Raw genomic sequence first — 13,855 nt, forward strand, 5'->3', positions numbered from 1 at the left:
GTTATTTAAAATGAGAGAAAATAACTTTGATTTTAAAAATTCAAAGATCATGCCGAGTAATAAAAAGCTAATTGTTAATAAATTAGCCTTTATTGATACTCTAAAACAAAGTTAAAGCGTTATAAAGCTATTCACTTCCTAAAAAACCACCTGTTTGATGTGCCCATAATTGTGCATAAACACCATTTTTAGCAATCAATTCTTGGTGGCTACCTTGCTCAATAATATTACCTTTATCTAGTACAATTAAACGGTCCATAGCGGCAATAGTCGATAGACGGTGGGCAATGGCAATCACCGTTTTGCCTTGCATTAATTCATACAAACTTTCTTGAATCGCCGCTTCAACTTCTGAGTCTAAGGCTGATGTCGCTTCATCTAACACTAGAATTGGCGCATCTTTTAATAGTACACGAGATATAGCAATACGCTGACGTTGACCACCAGAAAGCTTCACGCCTCGTTCGCCTACTTGCGCGTCGTATCCAACATTACCTTCGTTATCTGTTAGCGTTGAAATAAATTCATGTGCTTGCGCTTGTTTCGTCGCATTGACCATTTCCTCTTCCGTTGCATCTGGTCGCCCGTAGAGGATATTTTCACGGATAGAGCGGTGTAACAATGAAGTATCTTGAGTCACCATGCCTATTTGTAAACGTAAGCTTTCTTGTTGCACTGCTTTGATATCTTGACTATCAATAATAATTTGGCCTTTTTCAACATCGTAAAAGCGTAATAATAGATTTACTAAGGTTGATTTACCTGCGCCTGAACGGCCGACTAAGCCAATTTTTTCACCTGCTTTAATATTCAAATCAAAGTTTTCAATCACGCCTTTATTTTCACCGTAATGGAAACTCATTTGTTTAAAGTAGATGTTACCTTCAGAGACGATTAATGGTTTAGCATCTTCTTTATCTTTAATAATATTAGGCTTAGCAAGTGTATTCATGCCGTCTGTTACGGTACCAATGTTTTCAAATAGGGCACTTAGCTCATACATGATCCATTGTGACATACCATTTAAACGCAGTGCTAAACTGATCGCGACAGCAATGGCACCGACGGTGATTGCACTTTGCATCCATAACGCTATTGATAACGCTGTGATGGCAAAGGCTAAAGTGTAGTTTGATATTTGTACGCAAATATTAATGCCCGTTGCCAAGCGCATTTGTCGATAAACTGTCTCTAAAAAACCAGTCATGCCCTGTTTAGCATAAGTTGATTCTGAATCGGTATGTGCAAATAATTTAACCGTTGAAATATTGGTGTAGCTATCCACAATACGTCCCGTCATGGTTGAGCGGGCATCGGCTTGTTCTGCGGCTACTTTTTTTAACTTGGGAATGAAATAGTATTGAATACCCGTATATATCACCAACCAGACTAACATCGGAATCGCTAAGCGATAATCCGCCTGTGCCACCATCACTAACATCGAAATTAAATAAACGAGGATATAAACCATGACGTTTAATAGTTTCATTACTGTTTCACGCACGGCTAATGCGGTTTGCATGACTTTGGTTGCGATGCGTCCGGCAAAGTCATCTTGATAAAAAGAAACACTTTGTTTTAATAAATAACGGTGCGCAAACCAACGTATCGACATCGGATAATTACCGAGTAATATTTGGTGAACAATTAAAGAATGCAGCAGTATTAATAAAGGAATTAAGACCAATACAATCACGGACATAATTAATAACTTTTGGCCTTCATCTTGTAATAGGGTTTCTGGATTTTTAGTGATTAACCAATCCACTAATTGCCCCATAAAACCAAATAACGACACTTCTAAAATCGCTAATAAAGCGGTTAATAGTGTCATAGCAAAAAGCGCTTTTTTATAACCTTTTGTATAATGCATACAAAAAGCCACTAGCGTTTTAGGCGGTTGAGTTGGCTCTTGATCATCTAGTGCAGGCACTAAATTTTCAAAAAATTTATACATGTTAAGTCCTTAATTTTTTATTGCTTTTATGACAGGTCTTACGTCGAGCTGGGAAGGGGCTTTAATCCTGTGATCATAATGATTAGTGCTTATAAAACAAGCTTTAATTAAAGTACTTAACGTTTATTTCAGTGTTTATACTGTTAAATAATGATTGTTTTTATTTTTATGGATGAGAAATTAGTTATGCTTAGCCAGTGTAAAATTAAAAGAGAACATTATGCCGCATTCAACATCACATCTAGACACTTCACCTAAAGCGGACCTTGTGTTACTAAGCTGGTTAGCGCAATTACCGAAAGTAGAATTGCATTTACATTTAGAAGGGAGCTTAGAGCCGCAAATGCTATTTGATTTAGCGGTTCGTAATCAAGTCACATTGCCTTATCAAAACGTAAAGGAAGTAAAGCAAGCATTTCAATTTACTCAGCTACAAGATTTTTTAGATATTTATTATCAAGCTGCAACCGTTTTAGTAACTGAACAAGATTTTTATGACTTAACATGGGCTTATTTATTAAAGTGTAAAGAGCAAAATGTACTCCATGTCGAGCCATTTTTTGACCCTCAAACACATACTGAACGTGGTATTAGTTTTGCTACTGTCATCAATGGGATTGATCGTGCGTTAGAAGACAGCGAAGAAAAACTAGGTATCAGCAGTGAATTGATCATGTGTTTTTTACGTCACTTAGATGAAGAAAGTGCTTTTGCTACTTTAATATTGGCGATGGACCACTTAGATAAACTTAAAGGAGTAGGCTTAGATAGTTCTGAGTTAGGACATCCGCCTGAGAAATTTAGCCGTGTTTTTGCTAAAGCGCGTGAGTTAGGTTTATTAACGGTTGCTCATGCTGGTGAAGAAGGGCCTGCTGATTATATATGGACCGCGATTAATGATTTAAAAGTATCAAGAGTTGACCATGGTGTTAATGCTATTCATGACCCTGCTTTGATTAAATACTTACAGGAGAGTCAAATACCATTAACTGTTTGTCCGTTATCAAATACTAAGTTAAAAGTATTTGATGATATGAACCAACATAATATTTTAGATCTATTAAGCCTAGGTATTTGTGTCACAGTGAATTCTGACGATCCTTCTTATTTTGGTGGCTATATGACTGAAAATTTTGAAGCGTTAATCGTATCATTAGATATGACTCAAGAACAAATGATTAAACTGGTTGAGAACAGCATTACCGCTAGTTTCTGTTGCCAACAGCGTAAACAGCAATTATCGTCTGCATTACGTGATTATATTTAATTATTCTTTCTGTGGTTAATGCTTAAGGGCTAAGGCTTAAGTTAATATTTAGTTTAGAAAATGCATAACCCTATTTAATATTCATTGATTAAATAAGGCTGTGCATCGTTATTTTATTATTTTGCTATTTCGTTATTCTGCTATTTTTATCAACAACAAAAGTTATGACTTTCAACGTTTAACCTGCCAAGCTCTGATCCCGTTAATATAATTCCTGAGTTTTTTATAACACCTAAATATACATAGGCAGTTCTCGTTGCGTATTTAATTGTCTAACAGATAAATGCGTATGGATATCTTTAACGCTGGAGATTTTATGGAGTTTAGTCGTGAAGGTTTCATAACCTTGTAAATTTGGGCTAACAACTTCTAATAAGTAATCAAAAGCGCCGGAGACGATATGTGCATTGATCACTTCTTCAATTTTTAATAACGCAATTTCAAACTCTTCAATGGCTTTTTCTTGGTGTCTATCTAAGCTCACTTCAACAAAAAAGGTCATATTAATACCGACTTTTTCTTTATTTAGATTGGCTTGGTAATCTTTTATGAAGCCTTCATCTTCCAATCGTTTTAAGCGTCTGGCGCAGGGAGACGCGGATAAACCGACTTTATCGGCAAGGTCTGCTATTGATATACGTGCTTCTTTTTGAAGGTGCTTCAATATGTGTTGGTCTATTTTATCCATTCTTCACCTGACTCTTTTTTAGTGGTTTAATGCTTAGTTTGTTTATATATTGATTGTATCAGCTAATACCTGAGGTTTTTGGCCTTTCTTTGAGCGATAAGAGCGTCACTTTTAATGGATAATATTGTTTATTAGATACTTTTCATAAACAATTGGTAGGGCTTGAAAAATGCAAAAAATTCAACAGCAGAGTCTCCATAAAGGGCAAGTTAATAACAATGTTTATAAAGGTAATGTCTATAAAAGTAATGTTTATAAAGGCAACGTTTATAAACGATTAAGCGATAACTTCTCTATCGCTTTAAATTCCCCTGTTATTTGGGGATATATTTCAATGTTATTGGTTTTATTCATTTGGTCTGGCTTTGCTCTGACTATACGTATTATTGATGGCTCAGCATTAAAGATTGCTGATGTCGCGTTAATTCGTTTTTTAGTACCTGCAATATTATTGTCACCCTGGTTGGTTTCTCATTGTAAAACTATCAAAAAAGTGAAGTTATCCGATACCACACTTATTTTGCTTGGTGGAATTCCTTTTGTTTTCTTAGCTGCATTAGGTGCTAAAAGTGTTCCTGTGGCTTACGTTGGGACCATACTCGCTGGTACTCCTGCATTCTTTGTTGCTATTATTTCTTACTTCTTTCTGGCTCAAGCACTCTCTAAAAAACGATTGTTTACACTCTCATTTATATTAGTTGGCATATTCATTATGATTGTTGGCGAGTCAGAAGGTATGTCGTTGGATGTGATTATTGGTCTTTGTTTTTTGTTTGGTGCTAGTTTTCTTTGGTCTGTTTATATCATTGGCCTTAGAAAAATCGCTTTGAAACCAATGACTATTACGCTTATTATCTCTTACCTCTCAGGTTTTATTATGTTACTGCTGATTGGAACGGGTATGGTGCCAAGTAATTTGGGGCATTTTTCTTTCCAACAAGCGCTACCGTTTATTTTAATCCAAGGGCTTGGTATTGGCGTAGTGGCAACTATTTGCTTTTCTTATGCAGTAAGCCAATTAGGTTCAGCTCGATCTTCAGTGCTAGGTTCACTTTCTCCTGCCGCCACTGCATTATTAGCCGTGCCGATTTTAGGTGAATCATTATCTGTTTTTGTTTGTATTGGAGTTGCCTTAACAGTGATAGGCGTTATTTTATCGAGTCGTTGTTAGTTTATTTTGTTTAAGTTTTTTTATTTAAGTATGGGTATTTCTGTACTTTTACTTAGTACTTTTATTTAGTTCTTTTCTCTAAGCCTTTTATTTAAGGAATGTCGTTATGTTAGAAAACTTACCTATTGTCCAAGGCGATCCTCTTTGGGCGCTATTACATCAATTTAATGCAGACCAACGAGACCATAAAATTGATATGTTAGTGGGTGTGTATCGTGATGAGACAGGGCAAACACCTGTGATGCAACAAGTACAGAAAGCAGAACAAAAATTAGCAGCGGTAGCCGAGTCGAAGTCTTATAAGATGTTGTCTGGAAATCTTGAGTTTAATGACCACATGGCCAAATTTTTATTGGGTGATAGTGAGCGATTTTCTGATCAATGCACTATTCAAACCGTTGGTGGTTCAGGTGCGTTAAGAGTTATTGCCGACTTTGTTGCGACGCTATCACCGGATGCTGTGATTTGGAATACTAACCCAGGTTATCTTAATCATCGTCCAATTATGGAAGGGGCTGGTCTCAACGTTGAACCGTTCCGCTGGCAGCATGTTGGAGGCGTTTTAGATATAGAGGCGTGTTTTGAAGATCTAGAGCAAGCGAAAGAAGGTGATATCTTATTGTTACATGGGAGTTGTCATAATCCTTCTGGCGTAGATCCTTCACTCGCACAGTGGCAACAATTTATTGATTTTTGTCTTGCTAAAAAAGTCGTGCCTTTTATTGATATTGCCTATCAAGGTTTTGGTGATGGGCCTGAAGAAGATGCTGCTGGTTTAAGACTGTTTGTTGAGCAAGTCGATTTCATGCTGGTGGCGGCAAGTTGTTCAAAAAATATGGGGTTATATTGTGAGCGTACTGGTGTCGCGATGGTGATAACAAATGATCACTCTCAACATGCTCCTTTACGTACTTTATTAGAACGTATTACGCGTGCAAACTATTCTATGCCACCAAATCATGGTGCGGCAGTCGCATCGTTATTGTTCTCAGATCCTGAACCTTGGTTAGCCGAACTGTCGGTGTGCAGAGAACGTATTAATGATTTACGTAAAGCATTAGGAAACTTATTGTTAGAAATGAATGCTCCTGTTTCTTTACAAGCAGTAACAAGACAAAAAGGCATGTTTTCTTTATTACCATTAACGCCAGAGCAGATGACCGCTCTACGTGAAAAGCATGCAATATACGGTATGTTAAATGGTAGAATTAACATTGCGGGTTTAAAACAAGCCCAAGTTAGCTATCTTGCGAAAGCATTAGTGGACGTAATGAAAAGCGAATGTTGAAATAGTAATAGTGGAAAGACTGAAGCTAAAAATCGGGCTGTGAGAGCTGTAGTATCAAAGGTTAATTGATATTTCACACGGCTTCATTTCACTTTAAATTTAAGGTGAAACTTCAACTCGAATATAAAAAAAGGCCAGTGATAAACGTTATCACTGGCCTTTTTTGTTAATACAGCTGATTTAACATTTATTGAACTAGCATTGTTTCGCCTTCACCAAAACGGTAAACGAGTTTCCCCGTCATTTGTTGATCATGACTGCTTTCATGTGTAGTGAAGTAATTAACATAGTCAGCTTGTATTGCCCAGTTCGCGTTTAAACGGTAATGAAGGCCAACACCTGTGTTAAGTTGAAAGTTGTATTGATCGTCATCTTCATTCCAAATTTCTTCGCCTAACCCTGCCGTTATATAAGGGCGTAAGTTTGAACTGGCATTAAAGTAATATTGGCCATCAACATTAAAGGTTTCATAGGTTTCATAGGTTTCATTTGGTGTTGTGAAAGCTTGCATCATTTTTGTTGAGGCATAATTTAAACGCGCTGAAAAGCGTGGTGAAAAATATAAACCCAATGATACTTGTGCATATTGTTCATTGGTCAGGCCGCGTTTGTCATCATAGTTAAGGTAGCCAGATCCTAAACTTAAGCCGACAATGCCAAAGTTAACAGGGTCATTAGAATTTGCAAATGAATAACCAGTGCCTAGTTTACGTTTACCACTAATGCCAGATTGAGCTGAGCTACTATCTTCGCCAAACAGGTAATTGATTTCAAACATAATTTGTCTTTCGTTAGGGACTCTTGCGTCATCGCCTTGCTCTGAAATTTTAATATAACCGGTACCGGCTTTAATTAAATCTCTGCCAAATAAACGGTTAAAGTTACGTCCAATAGAGTCAATCGGGTCTAATAAAAAGAGGGCAGTGTTACCTAAGTATTCACTTCCCCATACCGTACCGCCGCCAGCCCAAATTTCGCGTTCAGTGTTAAAGGCCCATTCACCATAAACCCAACCTAATACGGGCGTCACCACTAAATCTTGCATAGACGGTTTTTCTGCAAAGGCTTCAACACCATATTCCCAAAATGCGCTAGACATAAGCGCTGAGTATAAAAATGAATCCCATTGTCGGTAGCCTGACTTACGTGCTGCTTGGTAGTAAACACCACCAAAGTAAGGGTGCATAATATAATTTAATATGGCGTCATCTCTATCCCATACTGGGCCTTCTGACACGTGATCAAGCCATTTCTGCGCTAAGCTAACATCCTCATCATTATTCCAATTGGTGACTGATTCAGGCATAACTGCAAGTACCGAGATAACACCTAACCCATAATAAAAAATAGAAGACGTTTGTGATAATAAACGCTCGCTATCTTCTCCATTTTTTGGTGAAAATAAAGAGACTTTATAAGGATTGTCATAAAAGCTTTCTGGCACATCAAATTGTTCCCAAGCTGAGTTAGTAAACGCAGTTTTGTACTCCGCCGCTTGTTTCTCGTTATCGGTTGTTTCTGTTTGAACATCTGTTGCTAGAATTTCTGGTAATGGAGCGAGTAGTTGTTGGTCTGTCCCTTCATATACCGATGTTTTTTGTAAATCATTATTTTCAGCAATAGGTAATTTAGTAGAAACTGCTTTACTTGAAGCCTTATTAACTTCATTTGATGCTGATTGATGGATATCACTTATTATCTCTTCTGCTGCAAATAATAAGCTGTGCGTTGATATAGAGAATAATAAAAAAAGCGAACGAGTAGCGTGCTTTGTGATAATCACAGATAAATCCTTGAGTAGAGTTAAAGCCAATTATTTAATAGCCTCACATATAGACTTAATTATATGCGTTAATAATAGTGATTTAATAGGAGGGCATTTTTGCTTATTATCGTGTTTTTTCATCTTTCTGCAATACCTCATTTTTGAGGTGTTGCAGATATATCAATGCGGTAAATTATTTTACTTCAATAAGATTGTTTTAAGGGATGAACTGCAAGTAGGTTATATTGTCTTAACTACCTATCATTGCAAGCTTAGTAGCAAGTAGGTACTCTTTTTTAATTAAGTTAATATGGGTTATTAGTATGCCAACAAAACGCACATCGATATTTTATATAGATTTTTTACGTTTTATCGCGGCAATTGCAGTCATTACTATTCATGTACTGGGACCTTTTCGTTTTCTGTATGGTGATATCCCAGATAGTGATTGGTTAGCGGCGGCTGGAATGAATAGCTTAACTCGCTGGGCAGTGCCTGTTTTTATGTTGATTAGTGGTGCATTGTTATTGTCTACCGAAAGAGCTTTTCAATGCGAACATTATCTAACTAAACGCTTAAGTAAAGTGGCTATTCCCTTTATCGGTTGGACCATTATCTATGGGCTGATCTCTGGTTTTATGATTGATGATGTCTTTACTGGGCAGTGGGTGAGTACTATTGCTATTGATGTATTAAAAAATGCAGCTATTGATCCTGCTTGGTATCACTTATGGTTTTTCTATGACTTTATTCCATTGTATTTTGTGATCCCATTTTTAATCCCATTACTAAAAAAGGCATCACCAGAACATATTAAATTAGCATTATTCAGTTGGGCTATTTTATTCATTATGCATTGGCTAAAAGTGGGTAGCTTCTTACAACAAAACTTAGTCTTATACAGTGGTTATCTCGTTTTAGGTTGGTACTTATTTAATAGAGACAATCGTCCACAACTAAAACTATGGCTTATTGCTGGTACGAGCATGCTTTTACTTAACTTCTTTGGTACCTGGTTTTTAGCGAATGAAACGGGTGAATACAGCTCATTCTTTATGGGATATAAAACGCTGAACACTGCTGTTATTGGCGGGATGTTATTTGTATTAGCCCAAGCCTATGCTGAAAAAATAACAGGAAAATTTCGCGCACTGATAACACTTATTTCTACTTATAGCTTAGGTATTTACTTAATTCATCCACTTTTATTGATTCCAGTACGTGAGCTAAATAATGGTTTTTATGATCTGTTTGGGAGCAACTGGATTGCTATTCCAATGATTACTTTGGTGACATTAATCGTGTCACTAATCTTCACCATGACTTTAGTTAAAGTACCTTTTATTAGACGCTTGGTTCCATAATTTTTTGTCTGAATCCAAATGTTAAATGAGTTAGGGCTATTGACGATAAAGTTACACCGGACCACTAGAAAGTAATTAATAGCTTACTAAATAAAAGATAATAATACTGTGTCGAGAGGAATGTCCATATTTTAAATTCATACCACTTTATGTATGCATTGTTTGTACTATAATGAAGTTTCATAGGATACAGTTGTTAGTAAAACTATTGAATAATATTGAAACATGATTGCTAAGTTGTATTTAAGCTAACTCTTTATTTCATTGATTAATTTAACTCGCAGGCTAATTTATCCGTTTAAAAAGTTATGTTGTTTATGACTCTGGCCATTTTAAATTTTAGCTTAAACAAGGGTTATCTGTTATGCCAAAAAGTTATTCAAAGTGGCTAGCTATAAGTATAGGCAGTAATCTTCTTTTTTCTCCTTTAACAATTGCAAGGGATTGGGTATTTCTAGGGGAGAATAGCCGTAGTTCTATTGATTTTTCTTCACGAATTAATAGTAATATTAATACTCAAAAGTATTCTTTTTTGAATGTATTTGGGATCGATATACATAAAGTTTTCAGTAATGATACTGCGGATATTGGAACGCTAATATTACAACCTTATATTTTTAAACTAAATAACGTGAATAACCCTCCTTTTATTTTTGATGATGGTAACGATACAAAGCTTACGTGGCGTATTGCTAACTTCAATTATACTGCTTTAAATCAAGGTAAGTTTAATATTAGAGTAGGGCATTTTGAAGTGCCATTCGGATTAGAATACCAGATAGATACAAGTGGTACATTACGTCAATTAACCGCTGCACAACGAGGTATAAAAACCGATTGGGGAATTTCTATTAATGGTATTATGCCTCGTTTTGAATATGAAGTTGCCCTAACACGTGGCTCTGGTATCGAATTTAATAGTAACGGTAATCCACATTTATTTTCTGGTCGAATCGCTACGCTTAGCAATAAAAATACAGTGGCTGGCATATCATGGTTAACGGGTGATGTTTTAACTGCTAATGGCGTTACTGAACGGAAATATATTGGTTTAGATACTTCTTATTATTACTATCAGTGGCAGTTTATAGCTGAATCTTCTATTGGAAAGGTTGAGAATAATAATACACTCAATGGTTTTGTAGAGGTGTTATGGCGTAACGTGAAAGAAAATTTATCAGTTTATACTCAAATAGATTACCAACGATTTGAAGTTGACCAGACGGAGAACAGTAAATATGACTCAAAAAGTAATTGGACTGCTGGCATAAAATGGGTAAGCGATGGTGGGTTTGATATTAGTGCTCAATATAAACAAAAATTAAAAGAAGCAGAAGGTATTAATATTGATCCTAGTTTTAGTTTGCAGTTGAGATATAGAATGTAATGGTAGGTTGTATGAAACGAAATAGAGTTTGTGGATTAATTATATTATTAGTAGTAGAAATGCTGACAATTTCTTCTGCTTATGCTGCATTTTGTTCCTTAAGAGACCCTGTCTCTGCTATTCAAATACTTTATCAAGGGGGTTACCAATATCGTTCATTAATTGGGACGGTGACTGAACAAGATAGATTAGCAGTTAAAAAGATACTACCTTTTACTATCCATCAAAGTGAAGTGAGCAAACATACTTTATACGTACTTTATAAAAATGAAAAGCCTGCTGGTTTTTTACAAGCTCGCTCCGAGTGGGCTAAATGGGGATTAGTAGAAATTGCATGGGCTATAAATTTAGATAGAAGCTTGAAAGGTTTTTATTTTCAACGTTGTCGTAGCCCAGAATGTAACGACACAGTCGTAAAAAGCATCAATAAAGAGCTTCATAATAAAAGTATTGAACAACTGAAATTATTTCTCTCTGCTGATGGCGAGGCGCTATCAGAAGCTGGAGAAAGCGCATTTTTAACTTCACCAAAACTGTCGTTATTAGTATTACGTTCAGCATTAAAAACCTTAGCTATTACTGATATTAGTTGGGCACCAGATATTGAAAAAATTGAAGCTAATTATTAATAAATTTACTGATAATTGAATTGATATATTAACTGAAGGTATTGAATGAGAATAAGAAGCTATTTAGCGATACTTGTTTTAGCCTGTTTACTTGGTGCCTATATGTTAGAGCAAGTATTAGGGTATCGCTTCAATCATGTCCAAATATTAGCGAGCAAACACACTCAAAGTCTTTTACGAGCTAAAGATTTCGAACGAATTGAAAATAGCACTTCGCAATTTTTAGTCTCTACGGATCTGGTGATTGCTTCAGGCAATACTTACCTCATTTTTGGTGCAAAAAATATGGGAGACTATATCAGTGCTGAACTATCAAAAATACAAGGCGTCAATCTTTCTGCTGAACTTAACGCTGAAATTAAGAAAACAATCGTTAATATCAAAAACATTAATAAACAGCTTGATACGATTGGCAATACACCAGAAAAGGAACTGATTACACATTTACGTCAGTTATTGCCAAATTACGATTCTATTAGTTTATCTTTGGTAAAAAGTATTCAATTTATGATGTCTGAGACAAAGAATACTATTCAACAAGATACAATCGCTTTGCAAAAAGAAAAAAGTTTTATAGTGATTGCTGCTTGGGTTTCTCGCGGATTTTTCTTTTTATTCATTATCGCTGTTTGGTGGTGGGCAAATAGAAAAATTTGTAATCCATTAAATGGCTTGATTGTTTCATCACATAAAGCATTAGCTGGGCATGACTTTCAAAAAGTCGATAATGCGCCCATTGAAATTACAGCACTAAGTAACGATTTTAAATTATTAACACAAACATTGTCCCACCAAGCCTCACATGATCCACTAACAGAGCTTTATAATCGCCGCGCTTTTGAGCGTCATCTAAACGAGGTAATGGGTAATTCAGAAGTGAATGATCAAAATTGGTTTTTATGTTTTATCGATTTAGATTATTTTAAAACTATTAATGATACCTGTGGGCATGCTGTAGGCGATCAGGTTTTAGTGAGTGTAGCCCATATACTTAAGCAAAATGTACGTAATTACGACACCGTAGCGAGATTAGGTGGTGACGAGTTTGCTATTTTAATTAATAGATGTACAGAGCAAAAAGCCTTAGAAATAGCGAATAAAATAAAGCAAGCTATTAACTTGTTAACTTATCATTGGGAAGGTGAAAATTTTAACTTAAGTGCAAGTATTGGTGTTGCACCTAAAGCTTGTGAAAATACTGTCACAGAGTTATTGAACTCGGCAGATATGGCTTGTGGGTTAGCCAAAAACTCAGGAAGAAACGCTGTGTATCTTTTTGATAGTAACCAGCAGATGTGTTCAGATACCAAGCAACAACTAATATCTGTACACCATCTAAATAACGCATTAAATAACAATTTATTCGTTTTATACAAACAAGATATTGTGCCTTTACAACAGCAAAAAATAGGTAAAAGCTTTGAAATATTATTAAGGATGTTAGGCAATGACGGCCAGTTGATTAGCCCTGCTTATTTTTTACCGGTCGCCGAACGTTATTTGCTCACAAGTAAAATAGATCGTTGGGTTATTAATGCAGTTTGTGAACACTATAAATCTTACGGTGATCAACTCGAGTCTATTGAAACAATCGCTATTAATTTATCCGGATACTCTTTAACTGATAATGAGCTAGAGACCTTTATTATCGAAAAGCTTACTAACTGCGTAATACCTTTAGATAAAATTTGTTTTGAAATTACTGAAACGGCTGCCATCAAAAATATCAAGCGGGCGCAGTTGTTTATGGAAAATATAAAAGCATTAGGTTGTCAGTTTGCACTCGATGACTTTGGTAGTGGTCATTCTTCATATGCTTATATTAAGCAATTACCTACGGATAAAATTAAGATAGATGGTGCTATTGTGGCGAATATGATGAACAATCCAATAGACTTTACCGCTGTTAAGTCTATTTGTGAGATTGGTAAAGCAGCTAAACAAGATATTATTGCAGAATTTGTGGAAGATTTTAGTTTAGTTGAAGCATTAACTAAACTAGGCGTAGATTATGCGCAAGGTTATTATTTTGCAAAACCAGAGCCTTTAACCAAACCTCCAGTAGAGGCAAACAGTTAAGGTCTGTCTCTTCGTATTTTTTATATTGAAATTTTGATTGGGTATTATACTAATGGAATTAAATAAGTGATCAGAGATTACGCAGGAAAAATTAACACTAATAAGGCGTGAGTTGTAGGAGATAGTTGTTCTGACTTCAAAACTCACAACGCAGTTAGGGGCGATTTTAACCAGCAAGAATGATCACCTTATTAATTCTTTTGGTATTATACCGATTACATTAAATAAGTGATCTAAATTTTGCGCAGGAAAAATGAGTT

General features: G+C 35.7%; 10 protein-coding genes. 7 read left to right on the plus strand and 3 right to left on the minus strand.

Features of this window, described 5'->3' with window-relative positions; genetic code table 11:
- Positions 1 to 127: 127 nt before the first annotated feature.
- Complete coding sequence (locus V6255_RS05345) at positions 128 to 1,957, minus strand: ABC transporter ATP-binding protein (RefSeq protein WP_341627211.1); 1,830 nt, start codon at positions 1,955 to 1,957, stop codon at positions 128 to 130.
- Positions 1,958 to 2,177: 220 nt separating this feature from the next.
- Between V6255_RS05345 and V6255_RS05350 the strand changes: the two genes are divergently transcribed.
- Positions 2,178 to 3,224 carry an adenosine deaminase gene (locus tag V6255_RS05350; protein WP_341627212.1) on the plus strand — a complete coding sequence of 349 codons (1,047 nt, stop codon included), beginning with the start codon at positions 2,178 to 2,180 and terminating at the stop codon, positions 3,222 to 3,224.
- A 232-nt stretch (positions 3,225 to 3,456) separates the two neighbouring features.
- Here V6255_RS05350 and V6255_RS05355 read toward each other — a convergent pair whose 3' ends face one another.
- On the minus strand, positions 3,457 to 3,912 hold the full coding sequence (locus V6255_RS05355; protein WP_025563831.1) for an Lrp/AsnC family transcriptional regulator: 456 nt from the start codon (positions 3,910 to 3,912) through the stop codon (positions 3,457 to 3,459).
- Between the two features lie 169 nt (positions 3,913 to 4,081).
- On the opposite strand from V6255_RS05355, the gene V6255_RS05360 reads away from it, so the two are divergent.
- Together V6255_RS05360 and V6255_RS05365 are read left to right on the plus strand one after the other, a co-directional pair.
- Complete coding sequence (locus V6255_RS05360) at positions 4,082 to 5,083, plus strand: DMT family transporter (RefSeq protein ID WP_341627213.1); 1,002 nt, start codon at positions 4,082 to 4,084, stop codon at positions 5,081 to 5,083.
- A gap of 106 nt (positions 5,084 to 5,189) precedes the next feature.
- Positions 5,190 to 6,371, plus strand: a complete 1,182-nt coding sequence (locus V6255_RS05365) for an aromatic amino acid transaminase (protein ID WP_341627214.1) — start codon at positions 5,190 to 5,192, stop codon at positions 6,369 to 6,371.
- Positions 6,372 to 6,558: 187 nt separating this feature from the next.
- Here the strand turns inward: V6255_RS05365 and V6255_RS05370 are convergent, their stop codons facing one another.
- Complete coding sequence (locus V6255_RS05370; RefSeq protein WP_341627215.1) at positions 6,559 to 8,154, minus strand: DUF3943 domain-containing protein; 1,596 nt, start codon at positions 8,152 to 8,154, stop codon at positions 6,559 to 6,561.
- Positions 8,155 to 8,459: 305 nt separating this feature from the next.
- Between V6255_RS05370 and V6255_RS05375 the strand changes: the two genes are divergently transcribed.
- From V6255_RS05375 to V6255_RS05390, 4 genes are all read left to right on the plus strand, one after another.
- Positions 8,460 to 9,500, plus strand: coding sequence for an acyltransferase (locus V6255_RS05375; protein ID WP_341627216.1), 1,041 nt, complete (start codon positions 8,460 to 8,462; stop codon positions 9,498 to 9,500).
- 364 nt (positions 9,501 to 9,864) lie between these two features.
- Positions 9,865 to 10,887, plus strand: coding sequence for a hypothetical protein (locus V6255_RS05380; protein ID WP_341627217.1), 1,023 nt, complete (start codon positions 9,865 to 9,867; stop codon positions 10,885 to 10,887).
- 11 nt (positions 10,888 to 10,898) lie between these two features.
- The gene (locus tag V6255_RS05385) at positions 10,899 to 11,516 is read left to right on the plus strand and encodes a hypothetical protein (protein ID WP_341627218.1); all 618 of its coding nucleotides are present in this window, start codon (positions 10,899 to 10,901) and stop codon (positions 11,514 to 11,516) included.
- 45 nt (positions 11,517 to 11,561) lie between these two features.
- A complete protein-coding gene (locus V6255_RS05390) occupies positions 11,562 to 13,595 on the plus strand; it encodes a putative bifunctional diguanylate cyclase/phosphodiesterase (RefSeq protein ID WP_341627219.1) in 2,034 nt (677 codons plus the stop codon).
- Positions 13,596 to 13,855: the final 260 nt, after the last annotated feature.

Source organism: Psychromonas arctica, from assembly GCF_038155225.1.
GTDB lineage: Bacteria > Pseudomonadota > Gammaproteobacteria > Enterobacterales > Psychromonadaceae > Psychromonas > Psychromonas arctica_B.